Genomic DNA, 18,868 nt, shown 5'->3' with positions numbered 1-18,868 from the left:
GAGCGGCTCCGTCACGTCCGCTGGATCGCGGTGGGAGCGGCGAGCAGGCCCTCGGGGTCAGGGGTCAGACGGCCAGCCGGGCCAGGACCTCGGCGAACTCCGGCGGCGGCGCCACGACGAGCCGGGCGTGGCCGCTCTGCAGCACGATGTCGGCCTTGATGAGCGTCAGCGCTCCCCGGTGCCACCAGTAGACCTGTGAGCTGAGCCCGTCGGTCTGGGCCGCGTGCACCCGCAGCCGCTCGATGGCCCGCACGACGCCGATCCCGTCGACCGGATGGAGGAGCAGGGTGTAGGGGTCGGGCAGCACCACGAGCGCCCCGTCGGCGGGCACGGGCAGGTAGGAGCCGAGCCAGCGCAGATGCGTGGCGGCTGCGGGGGTGGCCGCGGTCAGGCGGGTCACCGGGGTGCCCGACAACTCGATCCGCTCGACCAGCAGCCGCTCGTCGCGGCGTACATTGGCCACGGCGAGGTCGAGGGCCCGCGCCGGCGGGACGGGCCAGCAGCCCGCCTCCTCGGGGCGCACGGCCCGTGTGCCGACGGTGAGCAGCTCCACGAGGTCGGCGTTGAGGTGGCGGCCCACCACGCGGGTCAGGTCGCTCACCTCGTCGACGGACTCGACCCGGGTGCGCATGAGCGGCTTGGCCTGCTCCAGGTCGCACACGTCGAGCCGGTCGCCGACGGTGGCGACGGCGTGGGCGAGGTGCTCGGAGACCAGCATCGGCCAGTCTTCCCTGGCTCTGCGCGCGGCCTCGCGCCGCAACCCGGTGAGCCGGACGACGAGCGGCTCGCCCGCGCCGGTGCCGGAGCCGGTGACGCTCGTCAGCCTCACGGAGCCTCCGTCGCGCGCGAACTCGAAGGAGTAGCCGAGCGACTCCGCGACGAGCGCGAGCAAGGAGTCGAGGTCGACGTCCTCGACCGGCCGGCGTGAGGGCTCGCGGTCACGCCCGAACAAATTCACGCGCCGTGTCCCTTCTGTCGGTTTCGTCCCTCCTACCTTGCCTGCTCCCCATCGCCGATCCGACCAGCGAGGGAGCACGATTCGGTATCGATAACACCAAGCGCTCCCAGCCACACGCTCATCTGTGGCGACCCGTGTCCCACCGGCAACCCCGCCACCACCGGCACCCCGAGCGGCCCCAGACGGTCGAGCAGCACGGGGTAGGGATCGCCGCAGTCGACCCACGAGCCGAGCGCGATGCCCCGTACCCCGTCGAACACCCCCGCCTGCAGCAACTGCGTCAGCATGCGGTCGATCCGGTAGGGCTCCTCCGTCACGTCCTCCAGGAAGGCGATCCGGCCCCGGAACGACGGCTGCCACCGGGTGCCGCACATGGAGGCGAGCAGCGACAGGTTACCGCCGGACAGCACGCCCTCGGCCCGCCCCGGCACCAGCACCCGGTCGCCGTGCACGACGCCTGTGGGGCCGAACAGCGCCGACTGCAGGCTCTCCCAGCTCCGCGGCTCCGGCGGCTTCTCGTCGGCCATGATTTTGGAGGCGGGCATCGGCCCGTGCAGCGTGGGCACGCCCAGCTCGATGGCGAACGCGTTGTGCAGCGCCGTGATGTCGCTCGACCCGACCAGGACCTTGCGGCCCGCCGCGCGCATGGCGTTCCAGTCGAGGCGGTCGAGCAGCCGCGCGGCGCCGTAGCCGCCCCGGCAGCAGAACACCGCGGAGACGGCCGGGTCGCACCAGGCCGCCTGCAGGTCGGCGGCCCTGGCCGCGTCGCTGCCCGCGAGGTAGTCGAGCCCCTGGCGGTCGAGCGCGTGCGCGCCGATCACCACCTTCAGCCCGAGCCCCTCCAGACGCTCGACGCCGCGCCTCAGCATCACGGCGTTGGGCGGGCCCGACGGCGAGACGATCGCGACGGTGTCACCAGCCTGCATTGATCAACTCCTTACATGCCTGCTTCGGTGAGCACCGATGCGGCGCTGGCTCGTTCACGTGCCAAACGGTGCCACACTTACCTGTCGTATGCGACTTCCGCCCCACATCCTCGTGGTCAACGGCATCAAGGTCCGCCGGCCGGTCTTCCTGCTCGGAGCCCCGCATTCCGGCACGGATCTGCTCGCCCGCGCCCTGAAACGATCCCCTGGCTTCCACGTGACGATGGGCCGCGCGAGCCTGGCGCACGTGGTGTACGCCTTCGCCCGCAAGCCGTCGCTCGCCGCCACGTCCGGCGCCGTGCGCGTCATGCGCGACGCCCTCGCCGAGGCGTGGCAGGTGCTGCCCCGATCGTGCGGCCAGTGCGCCGAGCCGTGCAGGGACGCGGGCGGCGTCACCGGCGCGGGCCCCTGCGTGAACGCCGGCGACGTCACCCGGTTCGGCGACGGCAGCCCCGACCTGCTCTACAGCGTGCCCGTGCTGCTCCAGGCGTTCCCTGACGCCCGGTTCGTGCAGCTCATCCGCGACGGCAGGGACGCCGTGGCCGGCATGCTGGCCGACCCGGCGTGCCTGACCTGGTTCAAGCCGGCGATGGTGACGGGCCAGACCGAGTTCCCCAACGCGTTCTTCGGCATCAGCAAGGACGAGCACCTCGACCGCTGGCGTGAGATGCCCGACTCGGGCAAGAGCGCGCTGCGCTGGCGCAGCGCCGTGCGGGTCAGCGCCGAACTGCGCAGGACCCTGCCCGAGGAGCGGCTCCTGACGCTGCGCTACGAGGACCTGGTGCTCAGACCGCCGCAGTCGGTGGCCACGCTCACGGAGTTCCTGCAGACGCGGGTGTCCAAGGTCGTCCTGTACGACCCCGCCGTCCCCATGCCGGGCGCCTGGAGGTCCCGGCTCACCCGCGACGACGTGAAGCTGGTGGAGAAGGTCGCCCGCGAGGAGCTCAAGCGGCTGGGCTACCTGAGGAAGAAGTGAACTGGGTGCGGTAGAGCTCGGCGTAGAGCCCGTCGCGCGCCAGCAGCTCGTCGTGCCTGCCGCGTTCGGCGATGCGGCCGTCGTGGACGACCAGGATCTCGTCGGCCTCCCTGATCGTCGACAGCCGGTGCGCGATGACCAGCGACGTGCGGCCCTCCAGCGCGGTCTTCAGCGCCACCTGCACCGCCGCCTCCGACTCGGAGTCGAGGTGGGCGGTGGCCTCGTCGAGCACCACCACGCGCGGTGCCTTGAGCAGCAGCCTGGCCAGCGCGAGGCGCTGCTTCTCGCCGCCGGACAGCCGGTAGCCGCGATCGCCCACCACGGTCTCCAGCCCGTCGGGCAGGCCCTCCACGAGGTCACCTATCTGCGCGGCCCTGAGAGCCTCCCAGATCTCCTCGTCCCCGGCCTCCGGCCTGGCATAGCGGAGGTTGGCCGCGATCGTGTCATGGAAGAGATGAGCGTCCTGCATGACCACCCCCACGGTGTCGCGCAGGGAGTCGAGGGTGGCGTCGCGCACGTCGAGCCCGTTGATCCTGACCGCGCCCTCGTCGACGTCGTAGAGACGGGAGACCAGCGAGGTCATCGTCGTCTTCCCGGCGCCCGAGTGGCCGACGAGGGCGATCAGCTGCCCGGGCCCGGCCCGGAACGACACCCCCTTCAGCACCGGCTGGGACGGCCCGGTGTCCTGCCGGGCGACCGACTCCAGCGAGGCGAGGGAGACCTCCTCGGCGGAGGGGTAGCGGAAGCGCACGTCGTCGAACTCGATCGTCACCGGGCCCTCGGGCACCGGCACGGCGCCGGGGCGCTGCGCCACCATGGGTTCGAGGTCGAGGACCTCGAAGACCCGGTCGAAGCTCACCAGGGCCGTCATCACGTCCACGTGCACGTTGGACAGCGACGTCAGGGGGCCGTACAGGCGCATCAGCAGGGCGGCCAGGGCCACCAGCGTGCCCAGCTCGAAGACGTCCGAGACGGACAGCACGCCGCCGATGCCGTAGACGAGGGCGGTGGCCAGCGCGGCCACGAGCCCGAGCGCGACCCTGAACACGGTGCCGTACATGCCGACGGTCACGCCCACGTCGCGGACCCTGGCGGCGCGGCTGCCGAACACCTCGGCGTCGTCCTCCGGCCGGCCGTAGAGCTTGGCGACCGTCGCGCCCGCCACGTTGAACCGCTCGGTGGTCACCGAGCTCATCTCGGCGTCGAGCTGCATCTGCTCCCGGGTCAGCGCCGACATGCGGCGGCCCACGAACTTGGCGGGGACGATGAAGATCGGCAGCAGCACCAGCGCGACCAGGGTGACCTGCCACGACAGGGCGAGCATGGCGCCAAGCACCAGGACCAGGCTGACGACGTTGGAGACCACGGACGACAGCGTGCTCGTCAGCGCCCGCTGGGCGCCGATCACGTCGGTGTTGAGCCTGCTGACCAGCGCGCCGGTCTGCGCCCGCATGAAGAACGCCACCGGCATGCGCTGCACGTGGCCGAACACCTCGGTACGCAGGTCGAAGATCAGGCCCTCGCCGACGCGCGCGGAGAACCACCGCTGCACCAGCGTCAGCCCGGCGTCGACCAGGGCCAGCACGGCGATGGCCACGGCCAGCCCGACCACGATGCCCGGCCGCTTGGGCAGGATGCCGTCGTCGATGATCGCCTTCATCAGCAGCGGGTTGGCGATCACGATCACCGCGCCCAGCACGACGAGCCCGAGGAACGCCACGATCTGCCGGGTGTACGGCCTGGCGTAGCGCGCGATGCGCCGCACGACGCCGGGCCGCAGCCGCTGCCTGGTCACCGATTCGTCGCGCCGCAGGGACGCCATCACACCGGGGCCGAAGCCCCCGCCCATCATCGCCATTCGGGGTCCTCCCCCGGGCTCAGCGCCACCATGGCGCACGAGGATTCCCGACTCAGCTCACCGCGAAATCGAGAGCCCTGGTCCGTCCGCGAGAACCCCCTGCCCACGCGGCCCCTGATCAGCCGAACAGGGCCTTGAGCCGGGCGGCCTGCTCGGCTCCCTCGGCCGCGCACTGCTCCTCCAGGGAACGGCCCTGCGCCCTCTGGAGAAGCCGCTTGGTCGCGGCGGCCGCGTCACGGTTGACGGCGAGCAGCTGCGCGATCTTGTCTTCTACCGCCTGGTCGAGGTCGCTCCCCGGGACCACCTTTTCCGCGAGGCCGATCCGCACGGCCTCGTCCGCGTGCACCACCCTGGCCGTCAGGCACAGGTCCTTCGCCTTGGCCAGGCCGACCAGCTCGACCAGGGGCTTGGTGCCGGTCAGGTCGGGCACGAGGCCCAGCGCGGCCTCCTTCATGCAGAACGCGACGTCGTCGGCGACGATCCGCAGGTCGCAGGCGAGCGCCAACTGAAACCCAGCGCCGATCGCGTGCCCCCGCACGGCGGCGATGGAGACGATCTCCGGGCGGCGCAGCCACAGGTATCCCGCCTGAGCCTGCTGCAGGCGCTGCTCGAAGGTGGCGGCGTCAGCAGCGGCCGCCGAACTGAAAGAGCCCTGTCCGGGCACCCCCTCCGGTGTGAACATTCGCAGGTCGATTCCTGCCGAGAAGGACGGTCCCTCACCTTTCACGACGACGACGCGCACCTGCTCGGGCAGGTTCTCGCCGATGCCAGCCAGTGCCGACCATGTCGCGAACGTCATGGCGTTGCGCTTTTCCGGCCGGTCCAGCGTGATCGTCGCTATCTCACCGTCCACCTCGAATCGGAGCCCGCCTTGGGCCGGCTGCCCGGCTGAGACGTCCTCCGCATACCCCCCGCGCTGTTGCGCCTGCGCTTCCGCCATCGCCCGCTCCTCGTGTCCCGGCCGCGCACGGGGTGCGCTGCAGAGTGCTGACCGTCGCGCCCGAGCCTACAGAATGTCGTTCTGGCCCGGGCGCGACGTCGGCTGTCAAGGGACGAGCGGCTGCGGTCGCACGTTCCGAGGCGGCCGTCAGCGCTTGGACTTGCCCCGGGTCGCCCCGCCGCGCCCGCGCAGAGTCACGCCGGACTCGCTAAGGATGCGGTGGATGAACCCGTAGGACCGGCCGGTGGAAGCGGCCAGGGCGCGGATGCTCTCGCCCTGGGCATAGCGCTTCTTGAGATCGCCGGCCAGTTTTTCCCGGTCGGCCCCGGTGACCCGGGTGCCCTTCTTCAGTGTCTCGGCCACGAGTACCTCCTGTAGTGCCGGACTTCCGCAGCGTTACTCCGCCATGATCAGTCATTTCAGCGGGATCGGCTACCTACTCCACGGGAAAAGATCCGTACCCACTCAAATTAAGATCAGGCAAGTGCCACAAGATCGGAAAATTCGTCGCTCCATGCGTCTTCAGTTCCGTCAGGTAGCAAGATCACCCTATCCGGTGACAGGGCGTCAACGGCACCCTCGTCATGCGTGACTAGGACGATTGCCCCTGAATACGACCTTAGAGCGTTGAGAACCTGCTCGCGGCTGACCGGGTCGAGGTTGTTCGTGGGCTCGTCGAGAAGCAGGACATTGGCGCTCGAAAGCACCAGGATGGCCAGCGCGAGCCGAGTCTTCTCGCCGCCGGAGAGCACCCCGGCAGGCTTGTCGGCGTCGTCTCCGGAGAACAGGAACGAGCCGAGCACCTTGCGCAACTCGGTGTCGGTGAACTGGCCACCGGCCGAGCGCATGTTCTCCAGGAGCGTGCGGTCGTTGTCGAGGGTCTCGTGCTCCTGGGCGTAATAACCGATCTTGAGGCCGTGACCGGGCCTGATCTCACCGGTGTCGGGCTTTTCCACGCCGCCGAGCAGGCGCAGCAGCGTGGTCTTGCCCGCGCCGTTGAGGCCGAGGATGACGACGCGGTGACCGCGGTCGATGGCCACGTTGACGTCGGTGAAGACCTCGAGCGAGCCGTACGACTTCGACAGGCCCTCGGCCATGAGCGGGGTGCGCCCGCACGGCTGCGGCTCGGGGAACCGCAGCTTGGCCACCTTGTCGCTCTGGCGCTCCTCCTCCGTGCCCGCGAGCAACCGGTGCGCGCGCCGCATCATGTCCTGGGCGGCCTTGGCCTTGGTGGCCTTGGCGCGCATCTTGTCGGCCTGCGCCAGCAGCGCGCCCGCCTGCTTCTCGGCGTTGGCGCGCTCGCGCTTCCTGCGCTTTTCGTCGGTCTCGCGCTGGGCGAGGTAGGCCTTCCAGCCCACGTTGTAGTGGTCGATCACCGAGCGGTTGGCGTCAAGGTGCAGGACCTTGTTGACCGTCGCTTCAAGAAGGCCGACGTCGTGGCTGATGATCACCAAGCCGCCTTGATGGGATCGCAAAAAATCACGAAGCCACCCGATTGAGTCCGCATCTAGGTGGTTTGTCGGCTCGTCGAGAAGGAGAGTTTCCGCTCCGCTGAAAAGAATTCTCGCCAATTCGACGCGCCTGCGCTGACCCCCGGAAAGCGTTTGCAACGGCTGGGTGAGCACCCTGTCCGGCAGGCCGAGGCTGGAGGCGATGGAGGCGGCCTCCGACTCGGCCGCGTAGCCGCCGAGCACGTGCATCTGGTCCTCAAGGCGGCCGTACCGCTTCACCGCCCGCTCGCGCGTGCGGTCGTCGGCGGAGGACATGCCGAGCTCGGCCGCACGCAGCTCGCGCAGCACCTGGTCGAGCCCGCGCGCCGACAGGATGCGGTCGCGGGCCAGCACCTGCAGGTCGCCGGTGCGCGGGTCCTGCGGCAGGTAGCCGACACTGCCGGACCTGGTGACGGTGCCGGACGCGGGCAACCCCTCGCCCGCCAGCACCCTGGTCAGGGTCGTCTTGCCCGCGCCGTTGCGGCCGACGAGCCCGATCTTGTCGCCGGGATTGACCCGGAACGTGGCTTTCTCGATGAGCAGGCGCGCGCCCGCGCGCAGCTCGATATCGCTGGCGATGATCATGGTGGCGGAACACTCCCGAGCTAGGAAACGAGGGTTGGGGCGTGCGACGCCGATCAATCGGGAGTATGCATACCGATCAGTGTAGAGCCCCCGCAGGGGCCCCACCCCTGGTTAACCGTCCGCCAGGTGCTCCCCGATCAGGGCCAGGTTGCAGATCGCGGCCAGGCCGTACTGCGCCGCGCTGTTGGTGGACACGAACGGCGCCTCACGCACCGGCGAGGGCACCTCAGGGCCGTCGACCGTCGTCAGCTCCCACTTCTCCTCGTGCTGCAGCGGATTGCGGTTGAGCTGGTCCCCCTCGCCGAGCCGGAACTTGCGCCACGCCCACGCGGCCAGCTCGTCGTCGCCGGTGCGGGCCGCGGCGTACGCGGTGAGCCTGCTGTGCGCCTGGATCAGCGAGATCCCGCGCAGCGGCCGGCCCACCTCCGCCTCCTGCTGCCCGGGGGTGGCGAGATAGAGGCGGCAGTACTCCAGCCACGCCTCCTCGAAACCCGGGACGCCGAGGTCGAGCGCGATGAGCTCCGCGCAGATCTCCGGCAGCCCGAACAGCGACGACAGGTGGGAGACGGAGATCTGGTCCCGCGAGGTGTCGAAGCGGCCCGTCCCGAGGTTCAGCCGGCCCTCGCCGGACAGGAACCGGCGCGGCATCGCGCCGATGTCGGCCATCGTGCCCAGCAGCCGGTCCCTGGCCCGCTCGTCGCCGTGCCGCTCCCACCGGGCCAGCCACGCCGCCGCCAGCGAGCCCCAGTCCGTGCCCAGGCCGACCGACAGCGCCGCCGGATCGGGTGTGTAGACGTCCTCGCGTACCTTGCGCGTCGGGTCGATCACCAGGAACGTCTCCTCCGGCGTGCTCAGCTCGTCCATGAGGTCGCCGGTGCGCTCGTCGGCCGTCAGGTAGTAGTAGAAGCGGCGATAGGCGGCGTTGGAGATGCGCAGCTGTTTGCAGCTGCAGCCCCAGTGCTGCACGTTGTGCCGGCTGCCCAGGCCCTTCCACCTGCCGAGATGGTAGACGTCGACCTCGCCCGTGTGCCGGGTCATGGCCTCGGCGAACCGGAAGACGTCGGCGCGTCCCGTACGCAGATACTGCAGCCACAACCACAGGTCGGGCGACAGCTCCGAGTTGTCCCACGCGTAGCCGCCCACGTCGTAACGCCAGGTGTGCCGGTCGGGGTCGTAGGTGTGCATGACGTCGCCGTAGTCCCAGAACCCGTACCACCTGCGCTGCTCGCGCTCCATCACGTACAGGTCGAACAGGAAGTCCAGGCGGTCCTCGATCAGGGCGCGCGCCGGCGTGGAGCGGTCGGGCAGCCCCCAGACCCCGAACACGCCTGCCTCGCGCGCCCGCTCGGGCGCCACGGCCAGCAGTCCCGGCCGGTCCAGCGCGGCGGCGTGCGCGGCCAGGTCCGCGGCGGAGGGCGTGGCGTCGCAGGCGCGCAGGGTCAGCTCGTGCGTACGCGCCACGCCGTGGGCGTCGCCGAAGCCCGGCTCGTAGTCCTCATACGTGATCTCCAGCCCTTCGAGCTGCTCGGCGAACGTGTCCTGGCCCATGCCGTCGTGGTAGAAGCGCAGGTCCATGGCCGGCGCGGACGGCGACCACAACCAGACGGTCGCCGTGGCCATGCCGGTGGCGGCGTTCCTGACGTCGAGGCGGGTGGGGTGCAGGCGCCAGAAGTCGCGCAGCCCGAAGCCGAGGCCGCCACTGACGCCACCGACGTAGCCGTAGCCGCCCGAGCGCGTCCCCGAGGGGATCGTCACCCATGCGTGGCCGTCCGCGGTGCGTTTGCGCAGCGTGAAGCCGTCGGCCGAGCCCTGGTCGAGCGTGTAGTCGTTCCAGGCGGGGATGAGGTGCAGCCGGCTCGCCACCTCGGGGGCGATCTCCCCGGCCGGCCTGCCCTCGACCTGCGCCCGGCGTACGTGCTCACCCGGGTCGCGGCGCAGGCCGGTCAGACCGCGTACCGCCTCGGTGAGGAAACCCTCCGCCCCGGCCAGCCGTACGTGCCGGTCGTGGAGCTGATCGCGCATGACCACGTCGGCGCGCAGGCCGAGCCCGGCCAGGAAGTCGCGCTCCGGATCGCCGTCCCAGACGAAGGTGTGCATGATCCGCACCTGTTCGGCGCCGGCGTGGAAGTACAGGCGCACGGTGAACGGCAGCCAGTCACCGTGCCGGCCCTCCAGCCGCACGACGGCGCGCAGCGGGCCGTCCTGCTCGACGGTGACGCTCTCGACGACGCCCTCGCCCTGCTCGCGGGCCACGGCGCCGCCCTCGTCGGGGGTGGGCTCCCCCTGCCGGAGGCTGACCAGGCGGACGTTCCTCGCGATCTCGCGGTTCCCGCGTGAGATCGACCGGGCGACCGTCCCGCCGCCGAGCTCCCAGGTGACCACGCCCGTGCTCACGACCAGCCCACCGCGCTCGCGTGCCACGGTCACGGCCGTAGCGGGCGCGGCGGGCGCGGCGGGCGCGGCGGGCTCGCGGCCCGGTTCCAGCCGGTACGCCCGCGCGACGTCCCGCTGCGCGCCGATGGCGTGGGCCGACCACTTGACCGAGCCGTCTGGCCAGGTGGCGGTCACCCAGCTCTGCACGGGCACCTCGCGGCCCGCGTCGTCAGCCAGGGCGAACGGCGCGTCCCGCGCCACCGCGCCGCGCGGCCACGGGACCCCCCAGGTCGTTCCTTCCTCACCCGGACGGTCCAGCCAGCGAAGCTCGGTCATGTGATCTCCTTCAGTCGGGGCTCGGGGCCGGGCCTCATTCCTTGACCGACCCGATCAGTACACCCTTGGCGAAGTGTTTCTGCAGGAACGGGTAGAAGAACAGGATCGGCAGGGTCGCGATGACGACGACGGCGAACTTGAGGCCCTGCTCGGGCGGCACCCAGGTCCGGTCCATCTGGGACAGGGCGGTGGCGGCGTCGGTGCTGGTCAGCTGCCGTACGAGGACCTGCAGCGTCCACTTGTCCGGGTCGCTTATGTACAGCAGCGGCGACATGTAGTCGTTCCAGATGGCCACCGCGTAGAACAGCGAGAACGTGGCGATGACCGGCTTGGACAACGGCAGGACGATCTTGAAGAACACGCCCATCTCGTTGCAGCCGTCGATGCGCGCCGCCTCCTCCAGGGCCTGCGGCAGCTCCTGGAAGAAGCTCTTGACGATGATCAGGTAGAACGGGTTGATCGCCAGCGGCAGGATCAGCGCCCAATAGCTGTCGAGCAGCCCCAGGTCACGCACCACCAGATAGGTGGGGATCATGCCGCCCGAAAAGACCATCGTGAAGATCACCAGGTTCAGTACCAGCGCCCTGCCCGGGAGATAGCGTTTGGCCAGCGGGTAGGCCATGGTGAACGTCAGCAACAGCTGGACCACCGTGCCGACCGCCGTCACGACGACGGTCGTGAGCAGGGCGCGGACGAACGTGTCGGTGGCGAAGATGTACGCGTACGACTCGGTGACGAACTTCTCCGGCCACAGGAAGAACGGGCGCGAGGAGATCTCCGCCTCGCCCGCGAACGATCCGGCCAGCACATAAAGCAGCGGCAGCACCGTGATCAACGCCATCCCGACGAGCACGACGACGTTGAGCGTGTCGAACACGCGGCCGGAGAGCGAGCTGTTGTTGTCGACCGGCTGCGTGGCCTTGGTCTCGGTCATGGTCGGCATGCCGGGGCTCCTCAGAACAGTCCACGCTGGCCGAGGCGCTTGGCCAGCCAGTTCGAGCCGAAGATCAGGATGACGCCCGCCACGCCCTTGAACAGGCCGACGGCGGTGGAGTAGCTGATGGCGCCCTGGGTGATTCCGGCGTAGTAGACGTAGGTGTCGAACACGTCGGCCACCGAGCGGTTCAGCGAGGTGGTCATGAGCCAGATCTGCTCGAAACCGGAGTCGAGCAGGTTGCCCGAGGCGAGGATCGCCATCACGACGACCGTCGGGCGGATCGCGGGCAGGGTGACGTGCCAGAGCTGGCGGAAGCGTCCCGCGCCGTCCATGCGGGCGGCCTCGTACAGGTTGGGGTCGACGCCCGCCAGCGCGGCGAGGTAGATGATCGTCCCCCAGCCGGTCTGCTTCCACAGCTGCTGCAGAATGATCAGTGGCCGGAACCATTCCTCCTGCGCCATGTAGTCGACCCTCGCGGTGTCACCGAGAACGTCGCGGATCCATCCGGAGATCACACCGAAGTCCGCCGCGAACAGCAGGTACGTCAGCGACGCGACGATCGTCCAGGACAGGAAGTGCGGGATGTAGATCAGCGACTGGACCGAGCGCTTGACGAGGCTGACGCGCAGCTCGTTGAGCATCAGGGCGACGATGATCGGCGCGGGGAAGACGATGACGACGTGCAGCAGCGCCAGGAACAGCGTGTTGAACATCAGCCGGCCGAAGTCGGGGCCGGAGAACAGGTCCTCGAAGTGTTTGAAGCCGACCCAGGGGCTGCCCGAGTAGCCGAGGAAGGGCAGGAAGTCCTGGAACGCGATCGTCACGCCGTACATCGGCAGATACTTGAAGAGCACGAAGTAGGCGACACCCGGAACGAGCATCAGGTAGAGCCAGCGGTAGCGCCTCAGCGCCGCGCGGAGCGGCACCTTGCCGGCCTTCCGCTTCTTCGTCTCGGTGGCCGCCTTCGGTGGAGGCGGCGCCAGGTCGGTGGCCACAGCGGCCTCCCTTCGTGTGAGAGGCCCGGGAGCGCGGGCCCCGGGCCTCTCGACGCGGCGTCTACTGGCCGAGCTTGGACACCAGGTCGTTGATCTCGGCGGCCACCTGCGTGCCGCCGCTGTCGTACCAGCGCTTGATCTCCGCCTTGAGCTGGTCCTCGGTGAAGGTGCCCGACAGATACTTGATCCGGGCGTCCGAGACGATCTTGTCGATCTGAGCGCCCTTCGCCACGGCGGTGGGCGAGATCACGGGCAGCGCCACGTTGTGCACGGCCGTCTTGAGGTCCTCCTCCACCAGTTCCTTCTGGAGCGCGAGCATCTTCTGGTACGGCTCCCCCGACGGCACCCGCTGGTAGGCGATTCCGCCGATGGACACGTCACCCTTGGTGCTGAGCTGGATGAAGGCGTCGTCCACGTCGTTCTGGATGGTCTTGACCTCGGGGTCGTCCTCGTTGATCAGCGCGGCGGTGTCACCGTTCTCGACCTTGAAGTTGCGGCCCTCGATGCCGTTGGTGAGCAGGACCTGGCCCTCCTTGGTCGCCAGCTTGTCGAGGGTCTTCAGCACGTTGTCGAGCTCCGCCTCGGTCCTCACGCTCTGCTTGGAGATGGCCAGAGAGTCGAGGTAGCCGGTGAACGGATAGGAGAACTTCTCGCCGTCGGAGCGCTTGAGGTTGCCGACCATGGTGACCTTGTCGCCGTAGGTCTCCTTGTCCTGCTCGAAGAACAGGTCGAGCCACTGCCTGGAGCGGATGTTGACGTCGATGATGATGCCGCCCCGGTTCTGCTGGACGGGGTCGTTCCACTTGCCGGCGTCGAGGGTGGCGAAGTCGGGGTTGACCATGCCGCCGTCGACCATCTTCTTCAGCCACCGGTTGGCCTCGAGGAACTCGGGGGTGTCGAAGCCGGGCACGATCTTGCCGTTGCGCTCGCCCCAGCCGTTGGGGGCGCCGAACCAGGTCTCGATCACGTCGTACGGGCTGGAGCTTGCGTAGTCGCCCGGCCATTTCGGGATGACGAGCCCGTAGGTGTCCTTCTTGCCGTTGCCGTCCGGGTCCTTCTCGGTGAACGCCTTGGCGATCTCGTAGAGGTCGTCGACCGTCTCGGGCTCGTCGAGGCCGACCTTCTCCAGCCAGTCCTTGCGGATGACGACCGCCGAGCGCAGGAGCGGCCGCATCCGGTAGAGGCCGTAGGTCCTGCCGTTGACGGAGGCGTTGAGCGCCGTCTGCGCGTCGGCGGGCTTGAGGTTCGGGTACTTGTCCAGTTTGTCGGTGAGGTCCCAGAAGGCTCCGGCCTGGGCTGCCTTGACGAAGGCCGGGAGGTGCGGGTCCACGACCATGACCTGCGGGAGGTCGTCCGAGGCCAGCGTGACGTTCAGCTTCTCGGTGTACTCGGCGTTGGGCACCCAGGTGATCCTCAGTTTCTTGCCGAGGAACTTCTCGACCGCCTGGTGCATCTCACCCTCGGGGTCTGGCGCGGTGCCGAACAACTTCGACATGAAGGTGATCGTGCCGGGGTCGGACTGGGGCGCGTCACCGCCGGAGCAGGCCGAGGCGGTGAGGGCGACCGTTAGCGTTAACACACCGGCAAGGAGCCGCCGGCGACGGGATGCGCTCATGAGTTCCCTTTCGAATGCAGCCGCGCCTCGTTCTCCTCGAAGAAGCGCTGACAGAGCCACGTGTTGAGGTAGATCCACGCGCCGACGCCGATCACCGGGGCCAGGACGGGCAGCACCGCGGTCGCGTAGGCGATGGACGAGAGCACCAGCAGCAACAGCACGGACGAAGCCGGACGCATGAGTGCCAGCTGTGTCGCTTTGGGCCAGTAGGCCCACAGCGGAAGGTCGTAGTGCACGTAGAGCGGGCCGACGTACGCCCCCACGCCGGCCAGCGCGATGAGCGCCGCGAAGGTCGCGATCCGCGGCGTCCCCATCCCCGGCCCGGCGGCCGACAGGTAGAGGTAGTTGCCGACCAGCACGATGGCGAGCGCCGCGACGGGAAGGACCAGCAGCGAGGCACGGACGAACTCCCGCCGGTAGACGATCCAGAAGTCTTCCCAGTGAATCGATTCACCCCGGGCGTGGCGACGTGCGACGGTGTACGCGGCCACGGTGGCGGGCCCGAGCCCGAGGAGCACGCCGCCGAGCATGGTGAAGGCGATCCACATCAGGTTGAGCCTGGCCGCCCAGAAGATCTCCGAGCAGACTGCTTGAACCTTCATTGACATGGCTGGATGGCTCATCCCGCAGCACCTTCTGACGGCGTGTGCGCGGACACGGGGGCGGAGTGTTGCGCCGTGGTTCCCCCGCCGTTACGAGAGGGTGAACCCCGGTGGTGTTGCGAAATTAGTGTTGAATCGACTCAAAGTCAATGACGCGAAATCCGCAGATTTCCGTACTCGCCGATGAGCGGAGCCATCTGCCGGAACCCGATCTTGCCTCCTGCCAGGGCAGGCCCGCCCACAGCGCCGTCGTCGACCCACCGGAACGAGACCAAATCGTTGACCGAGAACGTTACCTCGCCGGCGCGCACGTCGATGCGCATCGCGTACGGGCCGTCGGCGTCGAGCACCCCGGGCAGCGGGTCCGGCCCCTGCGCGACCAGGTGGAACCCGTGGCTCTTGCGCAGGTTGCAGGTGTGCAGGGCGCGCTCCGACGCCCACATGCGGCGGAAGTAGGAGATGTGGTAGGCGTCGATGTCGCCGTGGTGGTACTGCTCGTACGGGCCGGTGCGCCTGGCCAGGCCGGGGTCGAAGAGGTCGGCGCCCTTCCTGCCCCTGGCGTGGAAGAACATGATGGCGAGGCCGGGTTCCCTGATCGGCAGGAAGTCCCACTCGATCCGCACATCGGCGGGCAGGTCCGCGGGGCACCAGAGCACGACGTTGGCCGCCTGGCCGTCGGACGGCGGCCTGCGACTCTCCAGGCGCATCCGGCCCTGGGGGAAGGACGTGACGCCGTCGCCCTCCATGCGGAAACCCGCCAGGTCCTCCGGACGGGCCAGGGCGTTGCGGTAGAGCTCGGTCAAAGGGGGCTCCTTCCGGGAGTCGCGCCGTACGTGCGGCGTCCCCGGCCTCGGGTCGTACGCCGCCGCGGCCGGGTACGGCGTCGCGCCGGCACCCGGGCCCGGACCCACGGCGCCGGGCGGCTGGATGAAACGGTTCACGGCTGGGGGCGGTAGGGCGCGCTGGACTCGCGGACCACCAGGTCGGGCTGGAAGATGACCTGCCGGTGCCGGTGCCGTCCGGGCTCGGCCACCTCTTCGAGCAGTAAGTCGATCGCCGTGCGGCCCAGCAGCTCGCGCGGCTGCCGCACCGACGACAGCGGCACCGCGGCCGCCGCGGCGAAGTCGATGTCGTCGTAGCCGATGATGGCCAGGTCGTCGGGCACCCGCAGGCCGTGCGTGGCCATCGCCTGGAGCAGGCCGAGCGCCATCATGTCGTTGGCGCAGAAGGCGGCCGTGGGCCGCTCGGCGGCCGGCAGCGCCGCCATGCGCTCGCCGATGGCCCGCCCCTCGGCGACGGTCAGCGCGGGCGCGGTGGCGGTGAGCAGCTCGACGTCACCGCCGGCGGCGGCCACCGCCCCGGCCACGCCCGCGTGCCGGTCGGCCACCTGCTTGACCGACATTGGCCCTCCGACGAACGCGATCCGCCGGTGCCCGCGCTCGATGAGGTGCGCCCCGGCGATCTGCCCGCCCAGCCGGTCGTCGACCGCCACCGAGCACTGCAGGCCGGTGGCCGGGCTGTCGACCAGCACCACGGGAATCCCGCGGGCGGACAGTTCCTGTGGCCAGGGCGTCTCCGCCTCGACGGGGGTGATGAGGATGCCCATCACCCGCTGCTGTTCGAGCTGATCGAGGTGGCGGCGCTCACGACCGGCGTCACCGGCGCTGTTGCACAGCACCACCATCGTGTCGTGGTCGTCGGCCACCGCCTCGGCGCCCCTCGCCACGTCGACGAAGAAGGGGTTGGCCACGTCGAGCACGACGAGCCCGACCGTGCGGCTGTGGCCCACCCGCAGGTGGCGCGCCACCTCGTTGCGGACGAACCCCAGCTCCTTGATGGCGTCGAAGACGCGTTCGCGGGTGGCGGGCGACACGATCTCCGGGCGGTTGAGCACGTTGCTCACCGTGCCCACCGAGACGCGCGCCAGCTGCGCGACCTCCTTGATGTTCCTGGTCGCCATCGATCCTCACGAGGCCGTGCCGCTGTAAGTGCATGAGCCGCTACTCGGGAAGGTGGTCCGCGGACGCGGCCACCGTGCAGAAACCGCTGCCTGCCGGTGGGACGGCCGGACGCCGCCCACCGTGAACCCGGCCATCATAGCGGCAATCAAGATTGAATTGAATCGACTCAACCCTTGTCGGACAAGGTAAGGACTCGGGGGCTTTCATGCGCCGGGCATCAGGCGCAGGTGTCTCCCGAGGTCGGCGGGCGACCGGTAAAGGGGGCGGTCGTGCCTTCCCACGAGCCCTCAGGGTTCGGCGAAGACAGCGGTGATCGGGTCCACCAGAAGCAGAACCGGTACGCCGCCTGCTGCGTACATGGAGGACTTCTTCACCCGATCGTCTTAGCCTCCCGTGAGACCCGGATGCGGCGGCTGCGAAGGTCCGCCTGATCCCCGGCATGGGGAGAACCCCGCCGATCCGGCGCGCAGGGGCTCATCCGGGAGAGCTGCCGCCTGGAGCATCCACCACTCGGACGCGGACCGCGCGGAACGTGGCCGGGGTGTCCTTCAGCACCGCCAGCTTCGGGTCGGGCACCACCAGGAAGGGCTCGGTCTCCAGGGCCAGCAGGGGCGCGAGCCGCCGGTCGTGCCGCAGGGCGTCGACGGCCCGCCGGTCCCCGCCGAGCACCACCGCGTCCAGCTCCCCCAGGTGCGGCGACAAGACCCGGACGGCCGTCGCCACCGCGTCGTCGAACGCCTGGGCCGCCTGCTTGCGCCGCCGCCTGGCGAAGCGCTGCTGCGACCATCCCCCGGCCGCCGTGCGCCCCTGCACCAGCCGTGACCCCACTTTCGACGCGACCAGCCCGGACCCGTGGAAGACACCGGCGGCGTACCCGCCGAGCCGCACCAGGAACACCCCCACCCGCCGCTCCGCGGACGCGTGGGCGACCAGCCGGGTGACGTGGGGCGGGCCAGGAGGCGTCATGGGAGGGAAGGGCACGTGCAGTTCGGCCCGGGCGCCGTCGTCGGCGAGCAGCCGCACCACCCGGTCGTCCCCCGAGGCGGAGAAGGGCCCGTGACGACCGGCGAACCCGTCGATCCACGGGTGCAGGCGCTCCGGCGGCACGGTCACCCACCGGCCGCCGCCGCTGGCCGGACGGGCGTTCATGATGGGAAGGCTAGCCGAAGCCATGTCGGTGGGAGCGGGCGAGAACCCGAACGGAAATGTCGGTTAATTTTGGTTCGCGGGACTTCTGCGGCGGTTGCGGCTACAGGAGCATCTGTACACGTGTCCTCCCTGCTCACCAGCCCCATCGTGGATCTCGACACCGGGGCCGTCATCGCACATCCGGCCGTCGTCGACCCGGCCGGCGTCCTCCGGGCGGCCCCGCTCCCCATGGTGCTCGAACTTCCCATCCGGGTGGTCCTGCCGGGCGCCGGCGCGCTGGCTCCCCTCCACGAGGCGCTCAGGAGGGCGGGCAGGCATCCGCGCGAGGCCATCCTGCTGCTCACCGGAGCGTGCCACGAGCAGGACCGGCCGCTGCTCAGGGCCGGGGCGGACGGCCTGCGCACGATCGGCTACCTGCTCGGGTTCGCGGGCGTCGGCACCACCGGCGGCGCGGCGCTCGACCTGGTCACCGAGTCGTCGCCGTACCTGTTGGCGCTCGATCCCGAGCTGGTCACGCGCATCCCCGCCGACCACCGGGCGACCGCGGTGGCGCGGGCGGTGGTGTCGCTGGCCCGCGGCATCGGGGCGCACGTCCTGGCTCCGGGCGTCGAGCGCGAGCCACAGGTGGCGGTGGTGCGCGGCCTCGGCGTACGCCTCGCGCACGGCCCCCTGCTGGCCCCCGGCCCCGACGGCAAGGTACGCGTGCCGCTGCCCGTCGCCGACGAGTCGCCCGCCACGGTGATGCTCGGCCCGCGCGTGCAGGAGCTGCTGATCCCTGCGGTGACGCTGCCGGAGGCGGCGCGGGCGGAGGAGGCGGTGGCGGCGTTCGGGCATGAGCCGACGATCACCAGTGTGATCCTGGTGGATGAGTTCCAGCGGCCGAAGGGCAGCCTGGACCGCAGCCGGTTCCTGCTGTCGTTCGCCGCCCGTTACGGGCACGCCCTGCACGGCGCGAAGCCGGCGCAGCGGCTGGCCGACCCGCCGCGCACGGTCCCGCGGACGGCCCCTGCCATCGCGGCCATGCAGGCGGCGAGCAGGGACGCGGCCCGGGTCTACGACGACCTGGTCGTGACCGACGAGCTCAACCGCTGCCTGGGCATCGTCCGCATTTCCGACCTGATCAGGCAGGTCACCGCGATCCAGGGCTGACGTCCTCCCCCCTCCCCC

The 18,868-nt window shown here is 70.1% G+C and carries 16 protein-coding genes; 2 read left to right on the top strand and 14 right to left on the bottom strand.

The genetic code is table 11. The features are described from left to right. Positions 1 to 64: 64 nt before the first annotated feature. Both E1267_RS15520 and E1267_RS15515 read right to left on the bottom strand, forming a co-directional pair. Positions 65 to 958 carry a hypothetical protein gene (locus E1267_RS15520; protein ID WP_132333160.1) on the bottom strand — a complete coding sequence of 298 codons (894 nt, stop codon included), beginning with the start codon at positions 956 to 958 and terminating at the stop codon, positions 65 to 67. Positions 959 to 990: 32 nt separating this feature from the next. After that, the gene (locus E1267_RS15515) at positions 991 to 1,884 is read right to left on the bottom strand and encodes a S66 peptidase family protein (protein WP_132333159.1); all 894 of its coding nucleotides are present in this window, start codon (positions 1,882 to 1,884) and stop codon (positions 991 to 993) included. 88 nt (positions 1,885 to 1,972) lie between these two features. Between E1267_RS15515 and E1267_RS15510 the strand changes: the two genes are divergently transcribed. Then, positions 1,973 to 2,860, top strand: coding sequence for a sulfotransferase family protein (locus tag E1267_RS15510; RefSeq protein WP_132333158.1), 888 nt, complete (start codon positions 1,973 to 1,975; stop codon positions 2,858 to 2,860). Here the strand turns inward: E1267_RS15510 and E1267_RS15505 are convergent. The 12 genes from E1267_RS15505 to E1267_RS15450 all read right to left on the bottom strand — a co-directional run bounded on the left by E1267_RS15505 (position 2,829) and on the right by E1267_RS15450 (position 17,701). Further along, positions 2,829 to 4,718, bottom strand: coding sequence for an ABC transporter ATP-binding protein (locus tag E1267_RS15505; protein ID WP_132333157.1), 1,890 nt, complete (start codon positions 4,716 to 4,718; stop codon positions 2,829 to 2,831). The two genes, E1267_RS15510 and E1267_RS15505, sit on opposite strands and share 32 nt — an antisense overlap. A 118-nt stretch (positions 4,719 to 4,836) precedes the next feature. Continuing rightward, entirely contained in the window at positions 4,837 to 5,658 is an 822-nt protein-coding gene (locus E1267_RS15500; protein WP_132333156.1) for an enoyl-CoA hydratase/isomerase family protein, read from the bottom strand. Positions 5,659 to 5,805: 147 nt separating this feature from the next. After that, entirely contained in the window at positions 5,806 to 6,021 is a 216-nt protein-coding gene (locus E1267_RS15495; protein ID WP_125642298.1) for a helix-turn-helix domain-containing protein, read from the bottom strand. A 113-nt stretch (positions 6,022 to 6,134) separates the two neighbouring features. Next, positions 6,135 to 7,733 carry an ABC-F family ATP-binding cassette domain-containing protein gene (locus E1267_RS15490; RefSeq protein ID WP_132333155.1) on the bottom strand — a complete coding sequence of 533 codons (1,599 nt, stop codon included), beginning with the start codon at positions 7,731 to 7,733 and terminating at the stop codon, positions 6,135 to 6,137. 111 nt (positions 7,734 to 7,844) lie between these two features. Continuing rightward, positions 7,845 to 10,442: an exo-rhamnogalacturonan lyase family protein gene (locus E1267_RS15485; protein WP_132333154.1), complete on the bottom strand. Its 2,598-nt coding sequence runs from the start codon at positions 10,440 to 10,442 to the stop codon at positions 7,845 to 7,847. A gap of 34 nt (positions 10,443 to 10,476) precedes the next feature. Then, positions 10,477 to 11,385, bottom strand: a complete 909-nt coding sequence (locus tag E1267_RS15480) for a carbohydrate ABC transporter permease (protein ID WP_132333153.1) — start codon at positions 11,383 to 11,385, stop codon at positions 10,477 to 10,479. A gap of 11 nt (positions 11,386 to 11,396) precedes the next feature. Next, positions 11,397 to 12,374: an ABC transporter permease gene (locus E1267_RS15475; RefSeq protein WP_132333152.1), complete on the bottom strand. Its 978-nt coding sequence runs from the start codon at positions 12,372 to 12,374 to the stop codon at positions 11,397 to 11,399. Positions 12,375 to 12,435: 61 nt separating this feature from the next. Further along, positions 12,436 to 13,953 (bottom strand): extracellular solute-binding protein, encoded by a 1,518-nt coding sequence (locus tag E1267_RS15470; protein WP_246063908.1) that lies wholly within the window; start codon positions 13,951 to 13,953, stop codon positions 12,436 to 12,438. Positions 13,954 to 13,985: 32 nt separating this feature from the next. Next, positions 13,986 to 14,591, bottom strand: a complete 606-nt coding sequence (locus E1267_RS15465) for a YesL family protein (RefSeq protein WP_246063907.1) — start codon at positions 14,589 to 14,591, stop codon at positions 13,986 to 13,988. A gap of 146 nt (positions 14,592 to 14,737) precedes the next feature. Then, positions 14,738 to 15,394 (bottom strand): DUF1961 family protein, encoded by a 657-nt coding sequence (locus E1267_RS15460; RefSeq protein ID WP_132333150.1) that lies wholly within the window; start codon positions 15,392 to 15,394, stop codon positions 14,738 to 14,740. Positions 15,395 to 15,528: 134 nt separating this feature from the next. After that, positions 15,529 to 16,551: a LacI family DNA-binding transcriptional regulator gene (locus E1267_RS15455; protein WP_132333149.1), complete on the bottom strand. Its 1,023-nt coding sequence runs from the start codon at positions 16,549 to 16,551 to the stop codon at positions 15,529 to 15,531. 475 nt (positions 16,552 to 17,026) lie between these two features. Continuing rightward, positions 17,027 to 17,701 carry an acVLRF1 family peptidyl-tRNA hydrolase gene (locus E1267_RS15450; RefSeq protein ID WP_132333148.1) on the bottom strand — a complete coding sequence of 225 codons (675 nt, stop codon included), beginning with the start codon at positions 17,699 to 17,701 and terminating at the stop codon, positions 17,027 to 17,029. Positions 17,702 to 17,821: 120 nt separating this feature from the next. On the opposite strand from E1267_RS15450, the gene E1267_RS15445 reads away from it, so the two are divergent. Beyond that, positions 17,822 to 18,850, top strand: a complete 1,029-nt coding sequence (locus E1267_RS15445) for an EAL domain-containing protein (protein ID WP_132333147.1) — start codon at positions 17,822 to 17,824, stop codon at positions 18,848 to 18,850. Positions 18,851 to 18,868: the final 18 nt, after the last annotated feature.

The organism is Nonomuraea longispora, from assembly GCF_004348345.1.
In the GTDB taxonomy this organism is placed as follows: Bacteria; Actinomycetota; Actinomycetes; order Streptosporangiales; family Streptosporangiaceae; genus Nonomuraea; species Nonomuraea longispora.
This window is presented reverse-complemented; position numbering and strand designations above follow the sequence as displayed.

What these genes read in the sequence shown, in the direction of transcription:
- E1267_RS15515 (WP_132333159.1), bottom strand. Translation starts at nt 1,884, where the DNA reads ATGCAGGCTGGTGACACCGTCGCGATCGTCTCGCCGTCGGGCCCGCCC.
- E1267_RS15510 (WP_132333158.1), top strand. Translation starts at nt 1,973, where the DNA reads ATGCGACTTCCGCCCCACATCCTCGTGGTCAACGGCATCAAGGTCCGC.
- E1267_RS15505 (WP_132333157.1), bottom strand. Translation starts at nt 4,718, where the DNA reads ATGGCGATGATGGGCGGGGGCTTCGGCCCCGGTGTGATGGCGTCCCTG.
- E1267_RS15500 (WP_132333156.1), bottom strand. Translation starts at nt 5,658, where the DNA reads ATGGCGGAAGCGCAGGCGCAACAGCGCGGGGGGTATGCGGAGGACGTC.
- E1267_RS15490 (WP_132333155.1), bottom strand. Translation starts at nt 7,733, where the DNA reads ATGATCATCGCCAGCGATATCGAGCTGCGCGCGGGCGCGCGCCTGCTC.
- E1267_RS15485 (WP_132333154.1), bottom strand. Translation starts at nt 10,442, where the DNA reads ATGACCGAGCTTCGCTGGCTGGACCGTCCGGGTGAGGAAGGAACGACC.
- E1267_RS15480 (WP_132333153.1), bottom strand. Translation starts at nt 11,385, where the DNA reads ATGCCGACCATGACCGAGACCAAGGCCACGCAGCCGGTCGACAACAAC.
- E1267_RS15465 (WP_246063907.1), bottom strand. Translation starts at nt 14,591, where the DNA reads ATGAAGGTTCAAGCAGTCTGCTCGGAGATCTTCTGGGCGGCCAGGCTC.
- E1267_RS15455 (WP_132333149.1), bottom strand. Translation starts at nt 16,551, where the DNA reads ATGGCGACCAGGAACATCAAGGAGGTCGCGCAGCTGGCGCGCGTCTCG.
- E1267_RS15450 (WP_132333148.1), bottom strand. Translation starts at nt 17,701, where the DNA reads ATGAACGCCCGTCCGGCCAGCGGCGGCGGCCGGTGGGTGACCGTGCCG.